25 protein-coding genes are annotated in these 24,804 nt (G+C 56.0%); 12 read left to right on the top strand and 13 right to left on the bottom strand.

What is annotated here, in order from left to right:
* Positions 1 to 62 precede the first annotated feature (62 nt).
* Together HCI85_RS08045 and HCI85_RS08040 are read right to left on the bottom strand one after the other, a co-directional pair.
* Positions 63 to 455: a VOC family protein gene (locus HCI85_RS08045; RefSeq protein ID WP_167143893.1), complete on the bottom strand. Its 393-nt coding sequence runs from the start codon at positions 453 to 455 to the stop codon at positions 63 to 65.
* Between the two features lie 56 nt (positions 456 to 511).
* The gene (locus HCI85_RS08040) at positions 512 to 3,082 is read right to left on the bottom strand and encodes a heavy metal translocating P-type ATPase (protein WP_167143890.1); all 2,571 of its coding nucleotides are present in this window, start codon (positions 3,080 to 3,082) and stop codon (positions 512 to 514) included.
* 384 nt (positions 3,083 to 3,466) lie between these two features.
* On the opposite strand from HCI85_RS08040, the gene HCI85_RS08035 reads away from it, so the two are divergent.
* From HCI85_RS08035 to HCI85_RS08025, 3 genes are all read left to right on the top strand, one after another.
* Positions 3,467 to 4,072: a DUF6088 family protein gene (locus tag HCI85_RS08035; RefSeq protein WP_167143887.1), complete on the top strand. Its 606-nt coding sequence runs from the start codon at positions 3,467 to 3,469 to the stop codon at positions 4,070 to 4,072.
* Between the two features lie 104 nt (positions 4,073 to 4,176).
* Complete coding sequence (locus HCI85_RS08030) at positions 4,177 to 5,160, top strand: AAA family ATPase (protein ID WP_167143884.1); 984 nt, start codon at positions 4,177 to 4,179, stop codon at positions 5,158 to 5,160.
* 188 nt (positions 5,161 to 5,348) lie between these two features.
* Entirely contained in the window at positions 5,349 to 7,697 is a 2,349-nt protein-coding gene (locus HCI85_RS08025; RefSeq protein WP_167143881.1) for a S8 family peptidase, read from the top strand.
* Positions 7,698 to 7,794: 97 nt separating this feature from the next.
* On the opposite strand, the gene HCI85_RS08020 is transcribed toward HCI85_RS08025, so the two are convergent.
* The 6 genes from HCI85_RS08020 to HCI85_RS07995 form a co-directional block, all read right to left on the bottom strand.
* On the bottom strand, positions 7,795 to 7,995 hold the full coding sequence (locus tag HCI85_RS08020) for a heavy-metal-associated domain-containing protein (RefSeq protein ID WP_167143878.1): 201 nt from the start codon (positions 7,993 to 7,995) through the stop codon (positions 7,795 to 7,797).
* Positions 7,996 to 8,152: 157 nt separating this feature from the next.
* Entirely contained in the window at positions 8,153 to 10,519 is a 2,367-nt protein-coding gene (locus HCI85_RS08015; protein WP_167143875.1) for a heavy metal translocating P-type ATPase, read from the bottom strand.
* Positions 10,520 to 10,524: 5 nt separating this feature from the next.
* Positions 10,525 to 10,770 (bottom strand): DUF2933 domain-containing protein, encoded by a 246-nt coding sequence (locus HCI85_RS08010; protein ID WP_167143872.1) that lies wholly within the window; start codon positions 10,768 to 10,770, stop codon positions 10,525 to 10,527.
* A 103-nt stretch (positions 10,771 to 10,873) separates the two neighbouring features.
* Positions 10,874 to 11,407 (bottom strand): cupredoxin domain-containing protein, encoded by a 534-nt coding sequence (locus HCI85_RS08005; RefSeq protein WP_167143869.1) that lies wholly within the window; start codon positions 11,405 to 11,407, stop codon positions 10,874 to 10,876.
* Positions 11,408 to 11,555: 148 nt separating this feature from the next.
* Positions 11,556 to 12,113: a cupredoxin domain-containing protein gene (locus HCI85_RS08000; RefSeq protein WP_167143866.1), complete on the bottom strand. Its 558-nt coding sequence runs from the start codon at positions 12,111 to 12,113 to the stop codon at positions 11,556 to 11,558.
* Positions 12,114 to 12,276: 163 nt separating this feature from the next.
* Positions 12,277 to 12,636 (bottom strand): co-regulatory protein PtrA N-terminal domain-containing protein, encoded by a 360-nt coding sequence (locus tag HCI85_RS07995; RefSeq protein WP_167143863.1) that lies wholly within the window; start codon positions 12,634 to 12,636, stop codon positions 12,277 to 12,279.
* Between the two features lie 206 nt (positions 12,637 to 12,842).
* Between HCI85_RS07995 and HCI85_RS07990 the strand changes: the two genes are divergently transcribed.
* The 5 genes from HCI85_RS07990 to HCI85_RS07970 all read left to right on the top strand — a co-directional run bounded on the left by HCI85_RS07990 (position 12,843) and on the right by HCI85_RS07970 (position 16,839).
* Positions 12,843 to 13,526: a heavy metal response regulator transcription factor gene (locus tag HCI85_RS07990; RefSeq protein ID WP_167143860.1), complete on the top strand. Its 684-nt coding sequence runs from the start codon at positions 12,843 to 12,845 to the stop codon at positions 13,524 to 13,526.
* On the top strand, positions 13,523 to 14,914 hold the full coding sequence (locus HCI85_RS07985; RefSeq protein ID WP_167143857.1) for a heavy metal sensor histidine kinase: 1,392 nt from the start codon (positions 13,523 to 13,525) through the stop codon (positions 14,912 to 14,914). The genes HCI85_RS07990 and HCI85_RS07985 overlap by 4 nt, the downstream gene beginning before the upstream one ends.
* A complete protein-coding gene (locus HCI85_RS07980) occupies positions 14,911 to 15,108 on the top strand; it encodes a hypothetical protein (RefSeq protein WP_167143854.1) in 198 nt (65 codons plus the stop codon). Before HCI85_RS07985 ends, HCI85_RS07980 begins: the two co-directional genes overlap by 4 nt.
* A gap of 9 nt (positions 15,109 to 15,117) precedes the next feature.
* Positions 15,118 to 15,852: a helix-turn-helix domain-containing protein gene (locus tag HCI85_RS07975; protein WP_167143851.1), complete on the top strand. Its 735-nt coding sequence runs from the start codon at positions 15,118 to 15,120 to the stop codon at positions 15,850 to 15,852.
* 129 nt (positions 15,853 to 15,981) lie between these two features.
* Positions 15,982 to 16,839: a sterol desaturase family protein gene (locus HCI85_RS07970; protein ID WP_167143848.1), complete on the top strand. Its 858-nt coding sequence runs from the start codon at positions 15,982 to 15,984 to the stop codon at positions 16,837 to 16,839.
* 67 nt (positions 16,840 to 16,906) lie between these two features.
* On the opposite strand, the gene HCI85_RS21095 is transcribed toward HCI85_RS07970, so the two are convergent.
* The 3 genes from HCI85_RS21095 to HCI85_RS07960 all read right to left on the bottom strand — a co-directional run bounded on the left by HCI85_RS21095 (position 16,907) and on the right by HCI85_RS07960 (position 17,875).
* Complete coding sequence (locus HCI85_RS21095; protein WP_167143845.1) at positions 16,907 to 17,113, bottom strand: MbcA/ParS/Xre antitoxin family protein; 207 nt, start codon at positions 17,111 to 17,113, stop codon at positions 16,907 to 16,909.
* 70 nt (positions 17,114 to 17,183) lie between these two features.
* On the bottom strand, positions 17,184 to 17,351 hold the full coding sequence (locus HCI85_RS20960) for a CopG family transcriptional regulator (protein ID WP_241693739.1): 168 nt from the start codon (positions 17,349 to 17,351) through the stop codon (positions 17,184 to 17,186).
* 290 nt (positions 17,352 to 17,641) lie between these two features.
* Positions 17,642 to 17,875 carry a helix-turn-helix domain-containing protein gene (locus HCI85_RS07960; RefSeq protein WP_167143841.1) on the bottom strand — a complete coding sequence of 78 codons (234 nt, stop codon included), beginning with the start codon at positions 17,873 to 17,875 and terminating at the stop codon, positions 17,642 to 17,644.
* A 102-nt stretch (positions 17,876 to 17,977) separates the two neighbouring features.
* On the opposite strand from HCI85_RS07960, the gene HCI85_RS07955 reads away from it, so the two are divergent.
* Both HCI85_RS07955 and HCI85_RS07950 read left to right on the top strand, forming a co-directional pair.
* A complete protein-coding gene (locus HCI85_RS07955) occupies positions 17,978 to 18,568 on the top strand; it encodes a hypothetical protein (protein WP_167143838.1) in 591 nt (196 codons plus the stop codon).
* Positions 18,565 to 19,965 carry a DEAD/DEAH box helicase gene (locus tag HCI85_RS07950; RefSeq protein WP_167143835.1) on the top strand — a complete coding sequence of 467 codons (1,401 nt, stop codon included), beginning with the start codon at positions 18,565 to 18,567 and terminating at the stop codon, positions 19,963 to 19,965. Before HCI85_RS07955 ends, HCI85_RS07950 begins: the two co-directional genes overlap by 4 nt.
* Positions 19,966 to 20,676: 711 nt before the next feature.
* Here the strand turns inward: HCI85_RS07950 and HCI85_RS21260 are convergent.
* Positions 20,677 to 21,420, bottom strand: a complete 744-nt coding sequence (locus HCI85_RS21260) for a response regulator transcription factor (RefSeq protein WP_167143831.1) — start codon at positions 21,418 to 21,420, stop codon at positions 20,677 to 20,679.
* A gap of 371 nt (positions 21,421 to 21,791) precedes the next feature.
* On the opposite strand from HCI85_RS21260, the gene HCI85_RS07940 reads away from it, so the two are divergent.
* Both HCI85_RS07940 and HCI85_RS07935 read left to right on the top strand, forming a co-directional pair.
* A complete protein-coding gene (locus HCI85_RS07940; protein WP_167143828.1) occupies positions 21,792 to 22,184 on the top strand; it encodes a helicase in 393 nt (130 codons plus the stop codon).
* Between the two features lie 79 nt (positions 22,185 to 22,263).
* Positions 22,264 to 23,001, top strand: coding sequence for a hypothetical protein (locus HCI85_RS07935; RefSeq protein WP_160086040.1), 738 nt, complete (start codon positions 22,264 to 22,266; stop codon positions 22,999 to 23,001).
* A 56-nt stretch (positions 23,002 to 23,057) separates the two neighbouring features.
* On the opposite strand, the gene HCI85_RS07930 is transcribed toward HCI85_RS07935, so the two are convergent.
* Complete coding sequence (locus HCI85_RS07930; protein WP_167143825.1) at positions 23,058 to 24,464, bottom strand: aminoacyl-tRNA deacylase and HDOD domain-containing protein; 1,407 nt, start codon at positions 24,462 to 24,464, stop codon at positions 23,058 to 23,060.
* Positions 24,465 to 24,804 lie beyond the last annotated feature (340 nt).

Genomic DNA, 24,804 nt, shown 5'->3' with positions numbered 1-24,804 from the left:
TGCAACTATCTCTTATTTTCATCTCCATTTCGTTACTGGCACAGGACTGCTGGTACTTGGTTTTACTGGTAGTGCCCGCCTCGCTGGAGAACTTTGATTTTGTAGCCGTCGGGGTCCTGAATAAAAAAGGAGCGGGCCAGCAGCTCGCCTCCTTTTTTAAATTCCTTGATGGGTGCAGGCTTTAAACCGAGGTTGCAAAGCTGTTTGAAATGCAGGCCCAGATCGTCGACGACGAACGCGACCTGACCGTAACCACTGCCGTGGCTGTATTCGGCCTGTCCGCTGTTCCAAGTGAGTTCGATTTCAGCCTCGCTCTCGAAATTGCGCAGATAAACGAGGGAGAAATCGTCAAACTCAATGCGATGGGTTTCCTTGAGTCCAAAGGCTTGCTGGTAGAACCGCAGTGAAATATTGATATCCGTCACCCGGATCTCCGTGTGAATAAGTTTCGGCATGCAGTTCCTTCCTTAACCCGTATTGGTGTTCAGTGCAGAGGTGCTTCGGCCCAAGATCAGTGCTCGGACACCAGGCGTGACTTGGTCGATATCGCTAGGTTTACTGAGTTCGCGGTGCTGGTTTCGACCGTCATAGGTGCCCGGAAGCGTTTGAGTCGGAGCGCGTTACCGAGCACGAAGACACTGGAGAAGGCCATCGCAGCAGCAGCGAAGATCGGCGAAAGCAGCGTGCCGTTTACCGGGTAGAGCGCGCCCGCCGCGACCGGAATCAGCACGGCGTTGTAGGCGAAGGCCCAGAACAGGTTTTGCTTGATGTTGCGGATCGTTGCCTGGCTGATCGCGATGGCGTTCGGCACGCCACGCAGGTCACCCGACATCAGTACTACGTCAGCTGCCTCGATCGCCACATCGGTTCCCGTCCCGATGGCCAGCCCGACGTCCGCTTCTGCGAGTGCCGGCGCGTCGTTGATACCGTCGCCCACGAAGGCGACCCGAGCCCCATTGATCCGGAACTTCTTCAGTGCTGCGACCTTGCCGTCGGGCAAGACCTCGGCAGCGACTTCATCGATGTCGAGCTGCTTGGCGATCGCTGCGGCTGTAGCAGCGTTGTCACCCGTGATCATCGCGACTTTGAGCCCGAGCGCGTGCAGCGCCTTGATCGCAGCGGGCGTCGTTTCCTTGATCGGATCGGCGACCGCGATAATCGCCGCCAGGCGGCCGTCGATCGCGGCATAGAGCGGGCTCTTGCCTTGCTCGCCAAGACGCTGGGCGGTCGGCAGGAAGCTCGACACGTCAAGGCCGAGCTGCGTCATGAACCGGTTCGCGCCGACAGCGACGGTCCGACCGGCGACCTTGGCAGACACGCCGAAGCCTGGTGTTGCGTCGAAGCCTTCAATGGGTGAAAGGGTGATGTCCCGCTGCTTTGCGGCTGCGACGATCGCTTCGGCGATCGGATGCTCTGAGCGAGTCTCGACCGCCGCAACGAGAGCCAGAACCTCGTTGTATTCGAAGCCCTCGGCGGGAATGAGGTCGGTCAGCTCGGGACGTCCTTTGGTCAGTGTGCCGGTCTTGTCGAGTGCGACCACGCTCACATCGCGCAGCGCCTGCAAGGCTTCACCCTTGCGGAAGAGAATGCCGAATTCGGCCGCGCGGCCAGTACCGACCATGATCGAGGTCGGCGTGGCCAGCCCCATGGCACACGGGCAGGCGATGATGAGAACCGCGACCGCATTCACGAGCGCGAAGGTCAGCGCCGGGTCTGGGCCGAAGATCAGCCAGACCAGGAAAGTCAGCGCGGCCGCCGCCATCACGGCCGGGACGAACCACATGGTCACCTTGTCGACCAGCGCCTGTATCGGCAGCTTGGAACCCTGCGCTTCTTCGACGAGGCGGATGATCTGCGCGAGCATCGTGTTCGCGCCGACCTTGGTTACGCGGAAACTGAAAGCGCCCGTCTTGTTGATCGTGCCGCCTACGACCTCTGCCCCCGCTCCCTTCGACACGGGCACCGGCTCGCCGGTGATCATGCTCTCGTCGACATAAGAGGTGCCCTCGACGACCTCGCCGTCGACCGGAATCTTCTCGCCCGGACGAACGAGCACGACGTCACCTGTCGCCACTTGATCAAGGGCAATTTCGATCGTCTCGCCGTTGCGCTCGACGCGCGCGGTCTTGGCCTGAAGTCCGACTAGCCGCTTGATCGCCTGCGACGTTCGCCCCTTGGCGCGCGCTTCCAGCGTTCGTCCGAGCAGGATCAAGGTCACGATGACCACGGCGGCTTCAAAATAGACGTTGGCGGTACCTTGCGGAAGCACTTTGGGTATGAAGGTCGCGACCACCGAATAGCCGTATGCAGCCGCAGTACCGAGCGAGACCAGCGAGTTCATGTCGGGGGCGACACGCAGCAACGCCGGTACGCCCTTGCGGAAGAAGCGCAGGCCCGGACCGAATAGAACGAGGGTGGCAAGCGCGAACTGGATATACCAGCTCGTCTGCTGACCCAGGCCCCCCATCACCCAATGGTGCACGGCTGGAATGAGGTGAGAGCCCATCTCAAGGATGAAGACTGGCAAGGTGAGGATGGATGCAACAAACAGATCGCGCCGCAGCGCCCGTGCCTCGCTCTCACGACGCTCGGCGTCCTGATCTCCAGCAGTCGCCGTTTCGACGGACAAGCGGCGGGACTTGTAACCCGCCTGTTCGACTGCAGCTTCAAGGTCGGTCGTGGTGACAACCCCAGCAAGGTGGCGCACCCGCGCGCGCTCGGTCGTCAGGTTGACCGTGGCTTCGAGTACGCCCGGGATTTTTGCGAGCGTCTTCTCAACCCTGCCCACACATGAAGCGCAGGTCATGTCCTCGATCGCGAGCTCGGTGGTCTCTTCGCGAACGGTGTAGCCAGCACTCTCGATGGCGCGCACAGCCGCCTGCGGACTGGCCAAGCTGGTGAAGGTTATGTCGGCGCGCTCGGTGGCCAGATTGACCGTAGCCGTCTGCATGCCGGGAACCTCTTTCAGCGCACGCTCGACACGGCCGACACACGATGCACACGTCATACCTTCGACGGGCAGGCTCAGGCGAGTGACTGAGGCCATGGATGGATTGACGTCTTGTTGGGCAACGGAAGCCATTGAAATATCCCTTGAATGTTTCTGTTGAAGAGAAGTTTCAAGCTTCCCCGTGTGGGAAGGTCAAGGCATGTGGGCGATTTATTTCACGACGCGCCAGTTCGAACTGCCGTCGGCACTGCCGCAACCCGCATCAGACTCTGGGCTGAGCCCGCACGCTAAGAACTTTTGGGTGACAGCTGCTTGGCTCGCACCTGTACTACATGCGCGAGCACCTGTGCCGCTTTAGCCTTCGCACCGTTGTGACGTTCAGCGCAGCCTCGAATACCTGTAGCTCAGTAAGAAAGAGCCGGTTAGCCCAACTCTGGCGACAAAAGACGAACGGCTGTTGCTCAAATGTCAGAAGTATAATCAAATATCTGACATTGATATGAGCCGAGCTTTCATATGCGATCGATCCCGCAAGCGATCTTGGAACGCAGCCAATCCCTAAGCGAGGGTGGAGTTCTTGCGCCCAAGGAGTTTCTTCATCTTGGTAGTCGTGCGGCGGTTGATCAGGCGTTTTGTCGCTTGGCTAAAGCCGGGCAACTGATGCGAATAGCGCGCGGTATTTACGTTGCGCCGGTGCGTGAAAAAGACCAGGCCAGGGCACCGTCGGCAGAGTCATTGGCGAAATCAATCGCCGCTCAGGGTAAGCAGTGCATCTCGCTCGATGGCGCACAGGCCGCGAGATCAATGGGGTTGACGCGAGCTGCTTCTACTAAAGAGGTGTACCTCACCACAGGGCGCAGTAAGCGGTTAGTAGTCGGCTCCCGGACAATTTACTTCCAGCACGCGCCCTACTGGCTGTTCTCCTTGGGTGCGACGCCGGCCGGGGATGCGCTCAGGGCGATGGCCTGGGTGGGCAAAGATCAGGCTGAAAATTCGGCCCAGAAACTTCGGCGGCACTTAGCGGAGGTGGAGTGGGAAAGCCTAGGTTCGGTCCGTGCGAGCCTTCCCAGCTGGATGGCCACCGCCCTTGGCAGGGCCGCGGTGTTAAATGAGTTGCGTTGAACTCAGGCCAGACACTGATTGCTTGTGTGAATAAAAGTTGACGTATTCAAGGTCAGAAGCGGGTCTTAACGATTAAACTAACCCTTACGGGAAGGTAGATAACCATGGCTAGCGGCGAACAACTGAAAGCGCTTCTGCGCTCGCATATCAAGGGAGATGACACGCATTTCTTTGCCGTTGCTATGCAGATGGCGGCCCATGAGGCTAAGCAGGGGCACGGGAAGCTTGCAGAAGATTTGCGGGCTCTAATTGATTCGGCCAAGAAAAATCGTCTGCCTTCCGGGCAGCCGGTGCCCATAGGCCAGCCGCGCGGCGAGCTGAGCAACCTGCTGTCAGTAGCTCTTCCGAAGACTCGCTTTTCGGAAATGATCCTGGACGAGGCCACTCATGGCCGTCTTGGAAGAATCATCAATGAGCAGCGCAACTTCGAGAAGATCCGCGCACATGGCCTCTCACCTCGCCGCAAGCTGCTTTTGGTAGGGCCACCCGGTACCGGCAAGACCATGACCGCCTCGGCGCTTGCCGGCGAGCTTGGGATTCCGCTGTACATCGTCCGGCTTGATAGCCTCATCACCAAGTACATGGGTGAGACCGCATCCAAGCTGCGTCAGATTTTTGATGCCATTCGCGATACACGCGGCATATATTTCTTCGACGAATTCGATGCCATCGGCTCCCAGCGTGGCCTTGCCAACGACGTGGGCGAAATCCGCCGCGTCCTGAACAGCTTTCTGCAAATGATTGAGCAGGACCAGTCCAATAGCCTGATCATCGCTGCTACCAACCACCCTGAAATTCTTGACTACGCCTTGTTCCGGCGCTTCGATGATGTTGTCGAATACGGACTGCCCAATCAGGAACAGACCAAGGCTGTGCTCAAGAATCGACTGGCGAACTTTTCCAAGTCGATTCGCAGCTGGGACAAACTCTGCAAGGTCGCAGAGGGGCTCAGCCATGCAGAACTGGCGAGGGCGGCAGACGACGCGATCAAGGACACGATCATTCATGATCGTACCGAGATGGCGGTCAAGGACGTGGAAAGACACCTTGAAGAACGGAAGACTTTCCACGGGAGGCGGCACTCCTAACGTAGTAGAGCATTTAGATGACGGAATCGATCAACGGACAACGGCCTCACTTTCATCTCCAGGGACAGGGACTACCCGAACGGTTCCGATCCACAGCATCAGCAACACGAGACCCTCGCTACCCCACGCCAAATCGAGGGGCTCATGGCGGGAAGCTACTCGCTCAACTCCAGCATGTCAGCGGTCAGATGGCCTCTGCAGTGCAGCTGCAGCGCGAAGCATCTGAAAGGCAAATGCGACAAGGGGACAGGCCCGATGGTGGGTACGGCCTGCAAATCGAATTTCGCAGTGAGCCTGGTTACGCGCTTGCATTCGAAGGACTTGCCCGAGGCGCTCAGCGCATCGAGCTTATGAACCTGCGTCATGACCCCGCCACGAATACTGACTTCGCCACTGTGTTTGTTCCAGATGGCCAGCTCAAAGCCTTTGAGAACCTCGTCAGGCAATACCTGGAGGTAGAGACCTCCAAGGGGAGTCCGCGCAACGCTCCACTCCTGAATCCAATCCAAGAAATCCGAGTCGCAGCTTTCAACGCCTTGTGGACCGATGATCCTGCAGTGTTGCCGCCAGATGAAAACGAAACTATTTGGTGGGAATTCTGGCTGCCTATCAGGGACGGCCGTGAAGCAGTGCTGAACCGCTTTAAGTCGGTTGCCGAAGCATGTGGCTTTCATACATCCGAAAAAGTGCTGAAGTTTCCTGAGCGGACAGTCCTCAATGTCTACGCCTCACGAGCAGCCATAACTCGGTCACTCTTGCTGCTCAACGAAGTCGCCGAGATTCGTAGAGCCAAGGACACCGCCGAGTTTTTTGATGCTCTTGCGCCGCTAGAACAAAGAGAATGGGTCGAGAACCTGCTTGAGCGAACCACCCCCGCAGGGGACGACAGTATCCGCGTCTGCCTCCTAGATACCGGAGTCAATCGGGGCCACCCACTCTTGGCTCAGCACATTGACGCGAATGACCTCTATACCGTCGATGCCAACTGGGGGCTCGCGGACACTACGGGTCATGGCACAGAGCTAGCTGGAATCGCACTTTATGGTGATCTGTTTGACCCTCTTAGTGGACAAAGCCCCATTTCGATCGAGCACCGCCTTGAGTCGGTGAAACTGCTTCCCGCTGCCCAAGGAAATCAGAAGGAGCCCTACGGCGCGCTGATGATCGACGCTGTAACCCAACCGGATACTGCCAAGCCAGAAGTGCGCCGGGTCTACAGCATGGCGATCACCAGTCTCGATTACCGGGATCGTGGCCGCCCTTCCGCATGGTCAGCCGCAGTTGATGAGCTCGCATCCGACGTATTGGGGGAGAGAGCCAACCCTCGTTTGATCGTCGTGTCTGCCGGTAATGCGGACAAGAACCAGGCCACCCTCTACCCGCACAACACCACCACAGACGGAATTCATGACCCGGCACAGGCCTGGAATGCGCTGTGCGTAGGTGCTTACACCCAGAAAGTCACTATCGACCCTCCCAATCCTGGATTGCGCCCGATCGCTGCCGCAGGCAGCCTCAGCCCATATAGCACGACTTCTGGGACCTGGACCAACTCGGCCTGGCCCTTGAAACCCGATGTAGTGTTCGAGGGAGGCAACCTGGCCACAGATGGGCATACAGCCTACACCGAGCCATGCCTATCCCTCGTAACCACTGCCCACGAACCAGAGCGACGGCTGTTGACGACGACCAGCGCCACCAGCGCAGCATCCGCGCTGGCAGCTCGTATGGCGGCACAAGTCTCCACCAACTACCCACAGTTCTGGCCCGAAACTGTGCGAGCCCTAATCGTGCACTCGGCTGAGTGGCCTGATCGTATGCGACAGGATTTCCTTGCTGCTGGCACTAAGGCCGGCTACGAAAATCTGGTTAAGCACTGCGGCTTTGGCGTACCAGACCTGAGTCGTGCCCTGTGGAGCGCCGGCGACTCCTTGACCATGATTGTCGAGGATCATCTGAGGCCGTTCATGAGGCAGGGCACCAAGCCGCCCACCGCGCGGGACATGCATCTTCACTTGCTTCCCTGGCCACAGGAGGAACTGCTCAACCTAGGCAACATCGAGGTGGAAATGCGAGTGACCCTTTCCTACTTCGTAGAGCCAAACCCTGGCATAGCCGAACGCGGTATCAAGGGGCGCTATCGCTACGAGTCGCACGGCTTGCGCTTTGATGTCAGTCGCCCAAACGAAGACCGTGACCAGTTCCGCCAGCGCATCAACAAGCGTGCACGGGATGAGGAAGAAGGTGGTTACCAGGGCGGCGGCTCAGATCCGAACTGGCTGCTCGGTACTCAGACACGGCATCGCGGTTCTCTCCACTCGGACATCTGGCGAGGCACTGCAGCCGAACTGGCGGGTCGGGGAATGCTTGGTATCTATCCCGCACTGGGGTGGTGGAAAACTCTCGTTAAGCAGCAGCGATATGACGACACCGTGAGGTACAGTCTGGTGGTGTCGATCAAAACTCAGCAAACGGATATTGACCTCTACGCGGCCGTGGAAACTCTGATCGAGGCCCAGGTAGCGGTGCTGGTCTGATATTAAGAGTTCAAATGAGGTCATGGCCCCGAAGCCATGACCTCAGCGCTCGCAAAAGCTCGGATTGAGGGTGTCTCGATCACCACTCAGTTGGCGCTTACGCGCTGACCTGCGCGGCATAACCCAGGTCTTGAATCACCTTGCGGATAGATTCCGCGGGTTCTTGGCTGTCTACCGATACCTTGCCGGCAGCACGGTCAATCTCCACTTTTGCGGTGTCATCTACCGCCTGAATTGCCTTTGTGATCTTGCTGACGCAACTGCCACAACCCATTCCTGATACCTGTAGAACGAACATAAATCACCTCGTTGGTTAGGCGGCATAGATGCCGTAACCTGAGCATCGACCTTGACACGATGGTAAGGTCAAGCTTGTTTTTTAGCGTTGGTAGATGTTCTTTCGGAATTGATGGAATTACTGATACCTGCCGACTGGCTTTAGATTCACGTTCATTTCAGTCGATGCGGGTTTTCCGCAGCCTCAATGCGTTGAATACAACCGATGCTGAACTGACGCTCATGGCCAGTGCCGCAATCATGGGCGACAGCAGGTGGCCAGTCAGGGGATAAAGAACCCCTGCTGCGAGTGGAATTCCCATGGCGTTATAGATGAAGGCAAAGGCTAGGTTCTGCCGCATGTTTTTCACCGTGGCTACGGACAAGGTTCTTGCCCGTAAGATGCCCATCAGATCACCTTTGACCAAGGTCACCTGAGCACTGTTCATGGCCACGTCAGTACCGGTTCCCATCGCGATACCGACATCGGCACGGGCCAGTGCGGGGGCATCGTTGATGCCGTCGCCAGCCATGGCCACTCGGCGACCGTAGCTCTGCAGGTCGGCCACCAGCTTTTCCTTATCCTGGGGTTTAACCTCGCCATGGACTTCTTCGATACCCAGTTCCTTGGCCACAGCTCTTGCGGTCGTGAGTCCATCACCGGTGGCCATGATGACTTTCACATCGACCTCTTGAAGTCGGATGACTGCTTGCTTGGCGCTCGGTTTGATCGGGTCAGAGACAGCCAGCAGCCCTGCCAGTACGCCATCTACCGCCAAGTAAATAATGCTGATGCCCTCCAGTCGAAGTTGCTCTGCACGGTTGCGCAGAGGGGTGACATCTACTCCGGCCTCTTCCATCAGCGCAGTATTACCCAGTTGCAGTTGTCGACCGTCCACGTGGCCACGCACACCAATGCCTGAGCCCGACTCGAAAGAATCCGGCTTGGCCAACTCAACGCCTTGGGCGCGGGCGTGGTCAACGATTGCATGAGCCAGCGGATGCTCGCTGCCTTGATCGAGGCTTGCAGCAAAGCGCAGCACCTCGTTAGGCGCGAACTGACCGCTACCCTCTGCGCTATGAAATACAGGCCGTCCCTCGGTCAGCGTGCCGGTCTTGTCGACGATCAGCGTATCGATCTTGCACAGGTTCTCTATGGCACTGGCATCGCGGAACAAGACGCCACTGGTGGCAGCTTTGCCTGTCGAGACCATCACCGACATGGGGGTCGCCAAGCCAAGTGCGCAAGGGCAGGCAATGATTAGTACGGCAACCGCGTTGATCAGGCCGAATACCCAGCCCGACTCCGGTCCGAAAAAGCCCCAGCCGAAGAACGTGAGGATCGCGATGGCGATCACGCCGAGTACGAAATAGCCCGCGACTGCATCGGCCATGCGCTGCATGGGGGCCTTGGAGCGCTGTGCTCTGGCGACCATCTGCACGATTTGGGACAACATGGTGTCGGCCCCCACCTTCTGCGCCTGCATTACCAGGCTACCGTGGGTATTCATGGTTGCGCCGATCAGCGTATCGCCAACGCGCTTGGTAACCGGTAGCGGTTCGCCGGTCAGCATGGCCTCGTCGACGGCGCTTTCGCCTTCGAGAACGGTGCCGTCAACTGGGACTTTCTCGCCGGGACGTACTCGCAGATGGTCGCCCAGGTGCACATGGGTCAACGGAATATCTTCTTCCTGGCCGTCAGGGTTAATGCGCCGCGCGGTTTTGGGTGCCAGGCCCAATAGCGATTTGATTGCGGCTGAGGTTTGTGAACGAGCCTTGAGTTCGAGCATCTGGCCCAACAACGTCAGGGAGATGATTACCGCCGCAGCCTCGAAGTAGACACCAATGCGCCCGTCCTGGAAGAAAGCTTGGGGGAACAGCTGTGGGGCCAGGGTCGCAGCAACGCTGTAGAGGTAGGCTGCGGCTGTACCCAGGCCAATCAGTGTCCACATATTTGGGCTGCGATGACGGACTGAGTCGATGCCTCGGGCAAAGAATACCCAGCCGCCCCAGAGTGTCACAGGCGTCGCCAAGGCAAGCTCTACCCAGTTCTGCGTTGCGCCATGAAATAGCGTTAATGAGTGGCCGGCCATAGCCAAGACCGTCACGATAATCGTGAGTGGGAGTGTCCACCAGAATCGCCGGGAGAAATCTTTAAGTTCTGAATTCTCCTCTTCCTCCAGCTCCGGAATCACTGCCTCCAAGGTCATGCCACAGATGGGGCAATTGCCAGGTTTTGGCTGGCGTATTTCTGGATGCATAGGACAGGTGTACTCCGCCGTCCCTGCGGCCCCTGATGAGGGAGGCGCAGCTTCATGATGCTGGTGTTCCGTACTCTTGGGCGGGTTCGAATAGCTGGTAGGTGCTGCCCGGAACTTCTCCTGGCATTTCGCGCTGCAGAAACGGTATGTCTGACCTTCGTGGCTCTCACTGAATGGGCTGTCTGGCTTGACGGCCATGCCGCACACCGGATCGTGCTGACTCCCATGCTGGTCTTCCTGATGCTTGGAATGCTCATGGTCAAGTTGGCGCGATGTGGTGTGCATAGGGCTTACTTCCGGTTGTCGTCCTTGGGAGTATCAGCACCATCCTGATGGGAATGCCCACCATGGTTGTGGCCGAACATGTGCATCAGCGGGCACAACAGCAGAATCAAGTAAGGCAGTGCCTGGGAGATGTGGCCAAAATGCTCGCGGGCCACATAAAAAACGGCGATGACAGCCAACATGATCAGTGCAATGCCAGTTTTGCTTTTCCAGAATGGCAATTCAGAGCCTGGGTGGTGGGAGTGGTCCATAGCTCGATCCTCGTTTGAGTTGAGGCAGTATTGGTGGGACAGCAAATGACAATAGTCTCTACTGCGTCCCAGCAATTGACGTATATCAATCCGAACTCAATGATTAGCGTACGTTCACTTTACCAACCATCCCCGATTGGTAATGGCCTGGGATGTTGCAGGCGAACTCAAGCCCCGTTGCCTTAGTAAAGGTCCATACCAGTTCTTCAGTGGCTCCCGGCTCGATCAAGACGCTGTTTGGATCGTCGTGTTTCATGCCGACCATCTTCATCCCGCCCATAGCATGATCCATGTTGCTCATGTCCTGTGCGCCCGTTGGAGACAGCGTGCCGTTCTGAAACATTGCGGCCATTTCTTTTTGATGTGCTGCATGTGCGGCTGCCATGCCCAGGTTGAATTCATGCAGTAGCGAGCCCTCATTCTTGAGTACGAAGCGGACGGTTTCTCCTGCTTTGATATCAATGCTCTTCGGCTCGAAATAGATATCGCCCATCTTGATTTCGATGATGCGATCAGCTTGCTTGGCGTCTCCTGGTTGGCCTATATCGCTTTTACTATGGCTCGGGTTAGCCATGGCAGCAGAGGCGGAGAAAACCAGGGTTGTGGCGAGAAAAAATGAAGTTAGTTTGGCTTTCATAATGCATCTCGGAAAATGGAGTTGTTAGGAACAACATCAATGCTAATCAGGCGGTGCTGTCAGCTGGCTTACGCGAAAACTACATATCTGAAAGATGCACTGAAATCAGGTGCGGCCCGGCATTGGCCGGGGGCACCTGATTGTTGTCTCAGCGCATTACGAATTCACCGACCATCCCGGCCTGATAATGTCCAGGGAGGGTGCAGGCGAAGTTGAGGTTGGCCGAGTCGCTGAAGGTCCAGACAAACTCCTTGGTAGTTCCGGGCTCAACAAGGATGGCGTTTGGGTCATCATGTATTGCTTCAACGACTTCAGGAATGCCAGGTGGATTGGAGTCTCCAAGGCCCGACCGTTCATGCCAGACGATTGACTTCGCTTTGCCTGTTGGCGTCAGTGTGCCGTCCTTGACCAAAGCAGCCATTTTGCGTTGATGATCCAGTTGCGATACGGCTTTACCGATATTGAATTCGTGCATCAGTGCCCCTTCGTTCTTCAACACGAAGCGGACGGTTTCGCCAGGCTTCACATCGATAGACTTCTGGCCGTAGCTGATGTCATCCATTTTCACGAAAACTGTACGTGTAGCGGGGGTTGCTTTGGCCGGCTGACCAATGTTGCTTTCAAGGCCAAGCGTTTGTGCCGAGGCCTGAGTTGCAGCTGCGAACAGCAGCGCCGTGATCAACAACTGGGGGCGTGAACGTTTCATGATGAGACCTCACTGAGGTGGTTGGAAATCTCATGCTATTCCCCGTTTCCTGCCGGGGGGCTGACCCCAAAACTACAAATTAGTCAGCTTGAAAAAAACGCGGCACCGTCGAGGTGCCGCTAGGCCAAAGGAGCAATCATGAAGGCCTTGAAGATGGGAATTCTTATGGGTGACACTCTTTATCGGCCATCATCAGCTTGTGCTCACGCATCATCTGCGCAAGTACGTCGTCGACCAATTTGTCGTGTCGCTCCATCCACGCAAGATGTTCTTCCGTAGATATGCCGGGAGCAGGATGCTCGCTGTGAAGCTGGTTCATCATCTCGTCGAGCATTTTCATGTGCTCTTTCATATGCACATGGCGCTCGCTGGCGGGAGCCTTTTCCGCCTGAATTAGTACCGCTTCGGCTTTGTCTCGCATGCTCTCGATGCGCTCGAAGACGCGGTCACTCCCGCCCTCTGCCCAAACGGCTGAAGCAAGCAGGAGCGAACCAACCAGAAATAAAGGTTTAAGCAGTTTCATAGGGCAGTCTCCTCAATTGAAGCAGTGACCGGCACCTCTGTTGTTATTCATTAGAGGGCCAAGAGCACAACCTAGTGCTCATGCTTGCACCCTAGACAGGGCCGCCTGACAGAGGCCTGAAGCTAGGATTACATTTTCGTAAGCTTCTGGTTGGGAGGGGGATTTGACTGCACACTCAGGCCACTCAAAATTTGGGAACCGCCCGCATGAAACTTCTGGTCGCTGAAGACGAGCCAAAAACAGGCACTTACCTGCAACAAGGTCTCACTGAGGCTGGCTTCAACGTCGACCGCGTTATGACGGGAACGGATGCACTCCAGCATGCGCTGAGCGAGGCCTATGATCTGTTGATTCTGGACGTGATGATGCCGGGCCTGGATGGCTGGGAAGTGCTGCGGATGATTCGGGCTGCAGGTAAGGATGTCCCGGTGTTATTTCTGACGGCGCGGGACGGTGTCGAGGATCGTGTGAAAGGTCTAGAGCTGGGGGCGGACGACTACCTGGTCAAGCCCTTCGCTTTTTCTGAGTTGTTAGCCCGCGTCAGGACATTGCTCCGCCGCGGCAATAGTTCGCCGACGCAGACCACAATGAAAATAGCCGATCTTGAAGTTGATCTGCTTAAGCGTCGTGCCGTGCGCAGTGGTAAGCGGATTGATCTGACTGCAAAGGAGTTCTCGCTGCTCGAATTACTGCTGCGTCGGCGTGGCGAAGTTCTTCCCAAGTCGTTGATCGCGTCCCAGGTCTGGGACATGAATTTCGACAGCGACACCAATGTGATTGAAGTGGCTATCCGACGCTTGCGGGCGAAAATTGACGATGATTTCGAGCTAAAACTGATTCATACCGCTCGTGGTATGGGCTACATGCTTGATGCGCCGGAGTCTGAATGAAGCACCTGTCACTGACCGCGCGTATGAGTTTGATGTTCATGTTTGCGGTGATTGCAGTCCTAACGGTGGCCGGCCTGAGTTTCAACGAGCTCAGCCGGCATCACTTCATGATGCTTGACCAGCAGACGCTGGACGAGAAGCTAGAATCGACTCAGCAAATCCTGAGTAATACGCGTAGCCATGCAGACCTTGAAGAGGTGCTGCCTCAGCTGAAAGCGCTGTTAGGGGCTCACCACGATTTAGCGGCGATCATCCTTGCAAACGACGGTACCGTGCTTTTTGCCGAGCCACTGCCTTTCAATATTCCCGAGAAATACCGCCTCAATCCTGACCACGGCATGTGGGCGTGGGAGGAAAATGGACACATGTATCGAGGGATGACCGCGCAGGTATCAACCCCTGACCAACCTGCGTTTCTAACGGCTTTGCTGATCCTTGATGTGACCAACCATGTGCATTTCTTTGAAACGTTGCAGCGGTGGTTCTGGATTGGCTTGGTGATTAGCGCACTGGTCAGCGCTGCGTTGGGCTGGGTGGTCGCGCGTAGTGGGTTGAGACCCCTGCGACAGGTGACCCATGTCGCGACGTCGATGTCTGCGCGGTCACTGAAGGAGCGCATTCCACTGGAGCCCGTCCCTCTTGAGCTTCAGCAGTTGGTGACTTCGTTCAATGCGATGCTTGCCAGGCTCGACGATGCATTTGTTCGGCTCTCAAATTTTTCTGCCGATATCGCCCATGAGTTACGCACACCACTCAGTAATCTGATGACGCACACCGAGGTGGTACTCACCCAAAAACGTAACCTCGAAGCCTATGAAGAGAATCTTTACTCGAACCTAGACGATCTGAAACGCATGTCGCGAATGATCGATGACATGCTGTTCCTGGCTAAGTCGGACAACGGCCTGATCATTCCCGAGCAATCGCGCATTGAGCTCAGCGAGGTAGCCACCAAGCTGATTGAGTACTACCACCTATTAGCGGACGAGCAAGGCATCCAGTTGGTTGTGACCGGCTCTGGCAGCGTGCTGGGTGACAAGCTGATGCTGGATCGGGCGATCTCGAACCTGTTGTCCAATGCGTTGCGCTATACAACTGCCGGGAAGACGATATTGGTAACGATCAAGTCGACCGCAAGTGCCGTTACTCTAATTGTCGAGAACCCAGGCGAAACCATCAAGCCGGAGCACCTGGATAAGCTCTTCGACCGTTTCTATCGAGTAGACCCGGCTCGCCGTGAAGGCAGCCCGAGCAATGCCGGGCTTGGCTTGGCCATTACTCGATCCATTGTGGCGGCCCACAATGGCAAGATCTGGTGCACTTCCAGCAATGGCATCACCGCCTTTCACATGGAATTTCCCCCAGCAACCATCCTAGGAGCGCTATGACCAAAGACGAGTTGAGGGCCGAACTTGAGCGACAAGCACAAAGCTTTGTCGCTACCACGGGAGCTGAAGTTGTGTTGTACGCCGCCCAGCGCAAGCCTGACCGCCAGCCTTGGCGCAAGAAGCCGAGCTTGTTAGATGAGGCTTTTCAGGCCGAAATTCGCAAAATCGAACAGCAGCACGACACAAAGGCCTGAGGCGCTTAAATGGCCATTTCCGAGGGCGTCTGCTGGCGTGGAAAAGCCTGGGTATCGCCAGGGCTGGGGATCTTCTTGGGGCATGCTGGCAGCCATGATCTGCACAGCCATATGGCGCACCAAGTGACCATTGGCCTTTGCGGTCAAGTGACGGTGCGAGGTCTGAATCAGGTGCTTACTGCTCCGGCCATCTGCATAAAGGCTGGCACACTGCACCAGATTGAAGGCACTGAAGTGCTTTCGATCTACCTTGATGCGCTGTCGGAAGAGGCCCGTGCCATGAGCTGTATATCGGCCGCCCAGTTGGTCTCGATCCCGGCAGACAATACGGCTGCCATCGAGCAGCTACTTGAAACGCCGGAGGTATCTGCTCAGCTGGTTCGTGAGGAGGTCAGGCGACTACTAGGCCTGAAAACACCGCAGGCGGCTGATCCGCGTATGCGGGCTGTGCTTCAGGCGCTGGAAGAGCGACAAGATGATCGGGTGCGACTGGCCGCGCTTGTGCATCTGTCGCCCACCCGGTTCTCTCATTGGTTTGTCGAGCAAACCGGACTTCAGCTGCGTAGCTATCGCAAATGGAGTCGGCTGGTTGTGGCGCTGCAGTTCGTATCTATCGGACATAATCTAACAGCGGCCGCTCATGCCGCTGGATTTGCCGACGCAGCCCATTTTTCACGTTCTTTTCGTGCGCTGTTCGGACTCGACCCCTCTTCAGCGCTCGGTCATGTGAGGCTACAAAGCTGACATTTACTTCAACCGGGATACTTCTACCGATGCTGTTTGCGTATCCACAGCCCGAGTTATTAGCTCCTTCGTTCAAGCGTATAGCGGGCGAACAGTTCAAAGTGAAACCAACTGCATGGAGGGTTCACAATGGGCAGCGCGTCGAGGTTTTTGCTTCGCTGGTTTAGTTATCCGGCGATTTTCGGTGGTATATCGGCAGCGATGATCTGGCTGCTTTATCAAGGCATCCCTTACTGGCCAAGCACAGCAATCCTGGCGGCCGTGGGAGTCGGCTGTGTAGCTGGTATGGAGCGACTCCAGCCTTTCCGGCAGGACTGGCTCAACGATCACGATGACACTCTAACGGACCTTATTCACCTAGTCGTGAATTTGTCGGTCATCCAGTTCACTGCCGCTGTTCTATCTCGTGTGGGGGACCTTGTGCCTGCTGAGCTGAGTGGGTTTCCTACCGAGCTGCCTCTCTGGCTACAACTGCTCATCGTGGCAGCTATCTTAGACCTGAGTTTGTATTCCATGCACCGCCTCAGCCATCACATCCCCTGGTTGTGGCACCTACACGAGCCCCATCACAGCGCTGAGCGGCTCTACTGGATGAACGGAGAGCGGCGTCATCCCCTGCATGCGGCCATCATGGCAGGACCTGGATTGTTGTTGCTGTTCGCGCTGGGAACACCGTCTTCGCTGGTGGCCACCTGGTTTGGAATACTCACGGTGCATCTGGCTTTTCAGCACTCCAACTTAGATTATTCGATTGGATGGTTGCGGCGCATTATCGGCGTAGCTGAAACACATCGTTGGCATCACAAACGTGATTTTGAGGATGCCCAAGTTAATTTCGGCGAGTTTCTGTTGGTGTGGGATCTGCTATTCAAAACCTTCTACGACAGTGCCAAGCAACCTGGTAGTAATGATGTCGGCCTGCGTGATCGGCGCTACCCCACCGGATATATAGATCAGTTGGCCGAACCATTTAGAGGTAAAGCTTAGAATTGTTCGTGAAAAGAACGGAAGCAATTATTCAAGCGTGCAATCGCGAGCCGCTGCCATAGTTTTGCTAATGATAAATCCCATAGTGCATACGATCTAATAGAGCTTTCACGTCCTCCGCACTATTTGGGCCGAAAATAAGGTCGATCGGACGAGAGCCATTTAGGCCTAAAGCAGGTCCATTCATCCATGCAACAGCCATTTCGCTACTGCCAAGAACTTCTGTGGCTAGTGCAAATAGTTCTTTGTACTGCGGATCACTGTAGTCAAACATAGATACCCTTAGTTCAATTGCAGTTTTTGGGCAGGCAGTAGTCTGCCTAGCGCTATTACTTGAGGGCGTATCAGCGCAGAAGGCGCTGGGTAGGATCTCCGTCACTGAGACTGTCAGCCCAATCTTGGACTGCTTTGTGGTTAATCACACGGCCTGCATCCACCTCGGCCAACGCGTCAAGGGTCAGGGAATGGCGGTCTTGTTCTTGATCAATCCGGGCGGAAAGAGCTTGCTCCATGAACCAGTCCTCGCAGTATGGACCTTGATGCGTCGGGATTTGGTGGGACGAGCAATGGCGGGTTGCTCGTATGAAGCAAGGAACCACAGACTTTGGGTTAGAAAGCCTCGCTCTGATTTCATTATGGAGGGCGTCTCCACTTCCGCCAAGCTTGCGGCACGTTCCCTCAACCCGAATAACCCAGAAAGCATGCGGGTGTAAAAGTTCATGCGCGAGCTGGTGCAGGACGGCACCTTGGAGCCGAAAAACAAATCCGAGCAGTCAGTAGATAACGCCAGGCTTCGCCAGTATCAATCAGGCGGTTGTAGCTCTGACATTTGAGGCAGAAGGCGGGATGGATCGCAGGCCAGCTCGCCTGCGATGCGATAAAGCTTCTCGACGGTGATGTTTACTTCGCCACGCTCGATCCGGCCCATATAGCTACGGTCGATACTGCAGGCCAACGCCAGTACATCCTGAGACATGTGGCAAATCTTCCTTTGTGTTCGGATGCGTTCCCCTAACACTTTCGCCAATTTATCCATGACCGTCTCAATTCCTCTGAGACGGCACTATCGTGCGTTTGCGGACGCAGGAGCCACGGACTATAATCCGCATTTTTCCGCGTTAACTCTTCTGGTGCCTCAATGAAATCGGCCTCGTTTATCTTCGACAGGCGTCTGTATGAGCTGCTTCAGGAAGAAGGGAACACAAGATTCACGACCCGTGAACTGCGTGATGCCTATGCCAAGCGCCTAGATGGCATGACTTTTCGTGTCGCCGATTTACGCCGTTATGTGTATGAACAGATTCGACGATTACTGCGCATGGGCTGGCTTGTGCTAGATGAAGAGCGTCGTCCGCGTGGGCAGGTCTACCACCTGAAGCCGATTCCGGTACATCTGCAATTGCAGCTGATCGATAACGGGTTTGAGAACAGCCTCAAGACTGCTTGTGAGCACGAGCGGGAATCAGCAGCGCATGAAATTGAGGCTGTCCCGCTCGAATCGTCAGCCAGTGCAGATCAGCATTTGGAAACGCTCCACAAAGAAATCCGCTTGGACTTTTTGTCTTCGATGGGCGAGGCAGAGCGGTTCAAACTGCTCCTAGAAGATATGCCGCATTTGCGGGATAAGGTTGAGGACGAGTACCTGGAGGCCAGAGATCGCAGTTCACGTCTGCTAGGACATCTTCGCGCCATCGAAAAGACCCTCAAGACGCTTGCCTCTAAACGATGACCACATCGCTGCGGGACTGGCAACTCAGCTGCATCGACACGGCGTTGGAGCACTTTACTGCCACACCGCACTTCTTTTGCCAGGCGACACCGGGTGCTGGGAAGACGCGCATGGCAGCAGAGCTGGCCAGCAGGCTGCTTAAGCAGGACAGAATCGATCTGGTTATGTGTTTCGCGCCATCCTGCCAGGTTGTCGATGGCTTCCGCTCAACCTTCGCTGAGGTACTTGGTAGGCGACTGGATGGCCAGATAGGTGCTGTGGGAACGGCGTTTACCTACCAGGCCATGGAGTACCGAGATGAAGGATTCTGGCAGCTTCTTGATGACTACCGTGTATTTGTGGTCTTCGATGAAATTCACCACTGCGCTGGCCATGATCTTCTTCTCAGCAACGCCTGGGGGCAACAAATATTGCATCGGATACAAGACCGCGCAGCCTTCACCTTGGCTCTCTCTGGTACGCCATGGCGCTCGGATGACCGGGCTATTGTCTTAGCCCGCTACTCGACACCAGAAGGGTACTTGATCTGTGACTACCGCTACGGACTGAAAGAGGCTATTGCCGACGGGGTGTGCCGTTCTCCTCGTATTGTCTTGCTCGACAATCAGAAGGTGAAACTGACTGAGGAGATGGGGCCTGAGAGTACAGTCAGGATGTTCCCCAGCATTGCCAAACTCTTGGGGGAATCGCCTGTCACCTACGAAGAATTGCTACGCCATGACGACGTGATCAATCAGCTACTCGATCTTGGCTGTAGCAAGCTCAATGAGCTTCGCCAAATCAAGCCGGATGCTGCCGGTTTGGTTGTTGCCACTGACATTGAGCACGCTCAGCAAATTGCCCAGGCTCTGGAGTCCAGGGGTGGAGTTTGCTGCATTGTGACCAACAAAATCCCGGATGCGCAGCAGGTGATCAATGCGTTTAGGCAGAGCGCCTCTCCCTGGATTGTCGCTGTCGGAATGATCAGCGAAGGAACGGACATCCCTCGGCTTCAGGTGTGCTGCTATCTCAGCCGTATTCGCACCGAGCTGCATTATCGGCAAGTGCTTGGGCGAGTGCTTAGGCGTACAGGTGAGTCAGATGATCAAGCTTGGCTGTTCATGTTGGCGGAGCCGACGCTGCAGTGTTTGGCTGAGAGAATTGCGGATGATTTGCCGGAGGACTTGGCGGTACTGAGCGAGGTACAGATGCCAGCTTCCACTTCAGGCTCAACGCCTAGTTCGGCCGAGGCTGCAGACAATATCAATAATCTGGATAACAGTATTGGATGTGGCAAAGAGCAGGCTATTGGGGCTGGAACTACGAGCATCATTTCACTAGAGGGCTTTTCAGTCGAGCCAAGTTATCAGGTGAGTTTTTCCCAGCATTACAGGCAGCAGTTGTTGGCTTGTTTTTGATGTGTTGACGCCTAATGAATCTGGAGTAGTGCGAGTTGCGAATGTGTAGGGTTGGCCGTGTCATTGACTAAGAAATTAGTGGGTGTGAGCATGGAGATTATGACTCAGACGTTGAGGCATGGCTGATGAATGGATCTGCGATGGTTGCAGCGCTTTTACGCGTGCTACTTCGATCGGGCGCGTGTGCCGATTGCGAAGCTTGAGAGATGTTTGCGCGCTCATGTATGCCGAGGATTAACTTGAAGCAAAAAAGAAAGACCCGCAAGTATGCCTTGATAGCTAAGTTCTCACACGAAGCGGCACGCTTGATGACACCCACGCCAGAGTGGCAGCACAGTATGTTCCGCGTTGCGGCGACAAAAGGACGGGAAAATGAGCCCGTTGGCTTCTTGGCCGGGAGCGCTCACCCAGACAATATGGACACAACCGGTCGTTTGGGTCGTCATCGTTCATAACGATCATGGGCAGTTTGACAGCCTTCACCTCATTGAGAAGGGCATCCCGGTCAGAAGAACCGTCTAAGCACTTCCTGCCCTCAGCGTATTAAGTAACGAACAAATCATCGTTAAAGTCGAAGAAATACCTTCATCACCAAGTCCGGCACCCATAGTCGGTGATAGGTGTACTAGGATGTTTTAAACGTTTAATTTGATAAAGTAAATCCGGTAAAGACGCGGCTTTCAATCCCGATATTTCGTAGAGGCTGGATTTTTAGAGCTTCAGAAAATTAACATTTTTTATCGAATTCTGTATTTGGTTAATGGAAGCTCTATACCCAACGCCTCGAACAGATTTTATACTCACATTTGATTCTTCGGCGCGTAGTCTTTTACGTAAATGAAAAACTAAGGACTCTACCGCATTATAAGGATTTATTGGCGGGCTCTTGTGTGAATATAGAACGTCTACGAAACATGCTTTGCTCACAACGCGAGGTGAGTTGCTGACAAGAGCATGAAGCACAATCATCTGTTTAAAAGGAAGGTTGAATTTTGTGAGGTTAATTCCTGTTGTCCCTGTCAATGCGTAGGCTGCGGGGCATACAAGCCTTAAATGCTCGATCTCAACAGAGGTCTTTATTAATTGATGTACATGCTTGGCTAGAGCGCTAGGTTTGAAAGGCTTATACAAGTAATCATCTAAGGTTGTGTTGAAATCTTTATCCGGCTTTCGAATAACCCGAGTTGTTGCAAGTACTATGCACGGGATATTAGAGTTTCCAGTAGCGCTCCGAGCGGAAAGTGGAGATGCAGCCTCATAATCAGCCATATCGTTATCGACAATTATTCCTGCGAAGGTGCAGGTATGCATGATTGCGATAGCCTCTCTACAGCTACCTGCTTCAACCACCGTGTATCCGGATGACTCCAGATGCTTGCGAGCCTGGGCGCGGAGGACGGGATGTTCGTGTATTACAAGCAGCTTTGGAGGCACCGATTTATCAAAACGTATCATTTTCTGGCAGCTCATAGATCGTGTTGGGGGAGTCACCGAGCGGTCGCTGTTTCAAAATCACGGCGATCCTGATCCCTCCGCAACGAATCTAGGGGGCTGAGGGGTTGAATTGAAACGATTAGCGCAGTAGCATGGATTTATACATTGTAAGTGCATGATTATGAATAAATAAATTGCAAAACGTGAATTTTGAAACGGTTTTCTGCGGGTTATTGAAAGACGCGGTTAACTGAGTCCTCAGCCCGGAGCCTTCGGCTCCGGGTCGCTCCTACCGGCTGGCGTGCTCACGCCCTTCTTTCAGCCGGATGTAGTCCCCGCTGCAAACCGCTACAATGCGCCGCCTTTTCCCTACCCTTTGCGAGGCCTTGCGCATGAAATTTCGTTTTCTTCTGTGGATGCTGGGCCGCCTGATGGCCAAGGCAAGCCGTGAAAACCCGGCATTCCAGCAGCAGTTGGTCGATCGCAACATGGTGTTCCAACTGCATACTTTGGATGGCAAAGTTGCCCGTCACTTCATCGTCAAAGATCAGCGCATCACTAGCAAGCGCGGTACGGCCACTGATCCGGCTTTCGCCCTGGGCTTCAAGGATGCTGCCTATGGTTTCGCTACCATGAGCGCAAAGAACAAGCAGCTGGCGTTTATGCAGGGCATCCAGAACAAGGACATCCAAATCCAGGGCAATCCGGCGCTGGTCATCTGGTTCCAGGGCCTGACCAAATACCTGATGCCGAAGAAGAAAGGCGCGGCTAAAAAAGCTGCCTGAGGCTTATCTGCGCGCGCCAGGGCTGGCCGGCGCGCGCTGCTTTCGCTAGGCTGGATACAGCCATCGTGAGAGTTTGCCCATGCGTTTGTTGCTGAGTGCCCTGCTGTTTTCCACCTCCCTTGCCCATGCTACGCCTCCCAAAGCCGAAGCTTTTGCGCCGTTATTCGAGCTGGCAGGCATCCGTTTGCTCTGCGAGCAGAGCGCGCCGCTGGTGCAACGCGGGCTGAGCGATAAACAGCAAGCGCAGTTGGCCAAGGTGTTTGCCGCCGATGGCCTGTGCCTGGACCTGGCCAAGAAGCTGACCGGTAAACTCGATCAAGCCCAGTTGGTTAAGGCCAAGAGCCTGCTGGAAAGCCCGCTGGCGCAGGGCTTTACCGCCGCCGAACGCTCGGTTGGTGAAGGCGGCGCGGAAGGCCTGGCGGCTTACCGCAAACAGCTGGGCGAGCGCCCGCCGCGTGAGGAGCGTCTTGCCTTGGTCCGTCGCCTGGATGCTGCCGCACACACCACGACCTTGGCCACCCTGTTACGCTATGAAGTCGGCAAAACCCAGGCGTTTCTGGCGTTGCAGGGGCGTGGCGAAAGCATCGACGAAAAAGCGCTGAGCACTCAAACCAAGGCCCAGGAAGACGCGCTGCGGGCTTCCAGCGCTCAAGCGGTGGAGTCCTTTATGCTGTATGCCTACCGGCAGATGCCCAGTGAAAAGCTGGCCGAATATGCCGCCCTGTATGAGCAGCCAGCCGTAGCGCAGTTGCTCGATAGCAGTGTGCAGGTGCTGCCGGAGTTGTTTGCCGCGCGGCGCGCGCAGCTGAAGAAATAGTTAGCCGACAGCGATGAAAAAGGGGCCCGTGGGCCCCTTTTTCTGTTCAGCCCGCTTTAGTTCGCAGGGTGAAATTGCGCGGCCAGTTCGCGCAGCGCGACTTCGGCGGCCAGCACCTTGCTCACGGCGTCTTCGGCTTTTTCCCGGCTAATGCCTAGGTTGTCGAACAGGCTTTGTGGAATCTCGCTCTGCGGGCCGGCACCGATACCCCGATTACGCAGCAGGCTGACCGACAGGCACACCAAGTTCGGGTAGGTGGCGTGGGGGCCGGTATATTCCGGGTCATGCTGGAAGCGCAGGGCGCTGGCCAGTTCTTCCGGCATATCCCAGTAACGCATCAGCCAGGCGCCAATCTGTTCGCGGCTGATACCGAGCAGGTGTTGCTCGATATAGCTGTGCGACAGGTGCGGGTTGACCTCCAGGTGCCGGCATATCAGCGAGAAGTGCGGCGGAAACACATGTGCCAGCACCAGATACCCGAAGTTATGCAGCAGGCCGGCAAGGTAGGTCAGGCCGGCTTCCGGGCGCTGCGCGCGCGGGATGGCGCGGGTTAGGCCTTCGATTACGGCTGCGCTGTAGATCGCCTGTTGCCAGTAAGGCGTCGCGTGCTGTGGTTGATCTTTGGGCAGGCTCAGGGTTTTGCCCAGCGCCAGGCCGAGGGCCAGGTTGATCACCAGATCAAAGCCCAGAACACGGACAATGGCATCTTCCACCGAGCGGATCTTACCGGGGGCGGCGTAATAAGGTGAGGCGGCCCAGCTGACCACCTGGGCGGCCAGGGCTGGATCGGTTTCGACCACGCCGGTGATGTCATCGACCGTGGCTTCCGGGTCGACGCGCAATTTGATGATTTTTTGCGCAGTTTCTGGCAGCGGGGGGATTTCAATGGTTTCTTCCAGGCGCTGCTGGATGCGCCTGGCAGTAAAGGCTTGCACCGCCAGGGTGATTTCCGCGCGGTCGTCGTCTGGGCGGTCGAGGTTCAGGCGGATATTGCTCAGCGGCTCACCAAAGCGCGCGGCGCTGGCTTTGCTCAGCAGGCTTTTGAACGCATCAATGGCCAGTTCCAGCAGCACACCAGGCTGGCCCGACTCGATGTACAGGCTTGGCACGTCCAGCAGGCGTTCGTCATACAGGCACGGCGAGCTGGTCAAAGGCGGTAGGCCGGGTAGCACTTTCAGGTTGTGCTTGCCGAGCATGCGCTCCAGGCGCTCCGGCTTCACGGCCGTTAGCTGGCGGCCGGTCAGTTCAGTCAGGCGGTTGAGGTCGAGTAGCTGACTCTGTGGATAGAGCACCAGCAGGGCGCCCACTGCGTCATCCAGCAACACCGCCTGAAGCCGCTGTGCGACCGCCAGACCGGGTAGATCACGGCAGACTTGATAGGGCAGGCCGAGCTTTTCCAGCAACTGCAGAATCACCGCTGGCGGGCGCGGAGCGGTCTCGGGAGCAAGGGCAAGTTCGGTCATGACGGTATCCAGCAGAAGTAGCAATACCCCGAGTATAAACAGCGGGATCAGGAAAATGCGGCGCAGACGACGGTTGTGCCGTTTGTGGCTTTCGGCGTTTCGTTAGCGGCCGCGCTGGGATCTGTTTTAGCACGAGGCAAGGCACGAGACACGAAGTTTGGTGTGCCAAATGAGTGTCGAGAAACGCAGCATCGCGCTAAAACAGACCCTGCCCTTCGGGTTGCGCGGAAAATCTCGCCATGCGCTGTTGGAGGACTTGGCAAGGCAACACCATTACCTGCGTCCTCCGTCTTGCCTGGCGAGATTTTGCGCAGCAACGCAGCCTGCGAACGAAACGCCA

The sequence above is a fragment of the Pseudomonas sp. OTU750018 genome, assembly GCF_011636575.1.
Lineage (GTDB): Bacteria > Pseudomonadota > Gammaproteobacteria > Pseudomonadales > Pseudomonadaceae > Aquipseudomonas > Aquipseudomonas peli.
Note: the sequence above shows the minus strand (reverse complement) of the source record. Positions and strands in the feature narration are given on the sequence as shown.

What these genes read in the sequence shown, in the direction of transcription:
- HCI85_RS21260 (WP_167143831.1), bottom strand. Translation starts at nt 21,420, where the DNA reads ATGATACGTTTTGATAAATCGGTGCCTCCAAAGCTGCTTGTAATACAC.
- HCI85_RS07960 (WP_167143841.1), bottom strand. Translation starts at nt 17,875, where the DNA reads ATGGATAAATTGGCGAAAGTGTTAGGGGAACGCATCCGAACACAAAGG.
- HCI85_RS07980 (WP_167143854.1), top strand. Translation starts at nt 14,911, where the DNA reads ATGACCAAAGACGAGTTGAGGGCCGAACTTGAGCGACAAGCACAAAGC.
- HCI85_RS21095 (WP_167143845.1), bottom strand. Translation starts at nt 17,113, where the DNA reads ATGTTTGACTACAGTGATCCGCAGTACAAAGAACTATTTGCACTAGCC.
- HCI85_RS08010 (WP_167143872.1), bottom strand. Translation starts at nt 10,770, where the DNA reads ATGGACCACTCCCACCACCCAGGCTCTGAATTGCCATTCTGGAAAAGC.
- HCI85_RS08045 (WP_167143893.1), bottom strand. Translation starts at nt 455, where the DNA reads ATGCCGAAACTTATTCACACGGAGATCCGGGTGACGGATATCAATATT.
- HCI85_RS07950 (WP_167143835.1), top strand. Translation starts at nt 18,565, where the DNA reads ATGACCACATCGCTGCGGGACTGGCAACTCAGCTGCATCGACACGGCG.
- HCI85_RS08015 (WP_167143875.1), bottom strand. Translation starts at nt 10,519, where the DNA reads ATGCACACCACATCGCGCCAACTTGACCATGAGCATTCCAAGCATCAG.
- HCI85_RS20960 (WP_241693739.1), bottom strand. Translation starts at nt 17,351, where the DNA reads ATGGAGCAAGCTCTTTCCGCCCGGATTGATCAAGAACAAGACCGCCAT.
- HCI85_RS07935 (WP_160086040.1), top strand. Translation starts at nt 22,264, where the DNA reads ATGCGTTTGTTGCTGAGTGCCCTGCTGTTTTCCACCTCCCTTGCCCAT.
- HCI85_RS08005 (WP_167143869.1), bottom strand. Translation starts at nt 11,407, where the DNA reads ATGAAAGCCAAACTAACTTCATTTTTTCTCGCCACAACCCTGGTTTTC.
- HCI85_RS08030 (WP_167143884.1), top strand. Translation starts at nt 4,177, where the DNA reads ATGGCTAGCGGCGAACAACTGAAAGCGCTTCTGCGCTCGCATATCAAG.
- HCI85_RS08020 (WP_167143878.1), bottom strand. Translation starts at nt 7,995, where the DNA reads ATGTTCGTTCTACAGGTATCAGGAATGGGTTGTGGCAGTTGCGTCAGC.
- HCI85_RS07970 (WP_167143848.1), top strand. Translation starts at nt 15,982, where the DNA reads ATGGGCAGCGCGTCGAGGTTTTTGCTTCGCTGGTTTAGTTATCCGGCG.
- HCI85_RS08035 (WP_167143887.1), top strand. Translation starts at nt 3,467, where the DNA reads ATGCGATCGATCCCGCAAGCGATCTTGGAACGCAGCCAATCCCTAAGC.
- HCI85_RS08040 (WP_167143890.1), bottom strand. Translation starts at nt 3,082, where the DNA reads ATGGCTTCCGTTGCCCAACAAGACGTCAATCCATCCATGGCCTCAGTC.
- HCI85_RS08000 (WP_167143866.1), bottom strand. Translation starts at nt 12,113, where the DNA reads ATGAAACGTTCACGCCCCCAGTTGTTGATCACGGCGCTGCTGTTCGCA.
- HCI85_RS07985 (WP_167143857.1), top strand. Translation starts at nt 13,523, where the DNA reads ATGAAGCACCTGTCACTGACCGCGCGTATGAGTTTGATGTTCATGTTT.
- HCI85_RS07975 (WP_167143851.1), top strand. Translation starts at nt 15,118, where the DNA reads ATGGCCATTTCCGAGGGCGTCTGCTGGCGTGGAAAAGCCTGGGTATCG.
- HCI85_RS07940 (WP_167143828.1), top strand. Translation starts at nt 21,792, where the DNA reads ATGAAATTTCGTTTTCTTCTGTGGATGCTGGGCCGCCTGATGGCCAAG.
- HCI85_RS07995 (WP_167143863.1), bottom strand. Translation starts at nt 12,636, where the DNA reads ATGAAACTGCTTAAACCTTTATTTCTGGTTGGTTCGCTCCTGCTTGCT.
- HCI85_RS08025 (WP_167143881.1), top strand. Translation starts at nt 5,349, where the DNA reads ATGGCCTCTGCAGTGCAGCTGCAGCGCGAAGCATCTGAAAGGCAAATG.
- HCI85_RS07955 (WP_167143838.1), top strand. Translation starts at nt 17,978, where the DNA reads ATGAAATCGGCCTCGTTTATCTTCGACAGGCGTCTGTATGAGCTGCTT.
- HCI85_RS07990 (WP_167143860.1), top strand. Translation starts at nt 12,843, where the DNA reads ATGAAACTTCTGGTCGCTGAAGACGAGCCAAAAACAGGCACTTACCTG.
- HCI85_RS07930 (WP_167143825.1), bottom strand. Translation starts at nt 24,464, where the DNA reads ATGACCGAACTTGCCCTTGCTCCCGAGACCGCTCCGCGCCCGCCAGCG.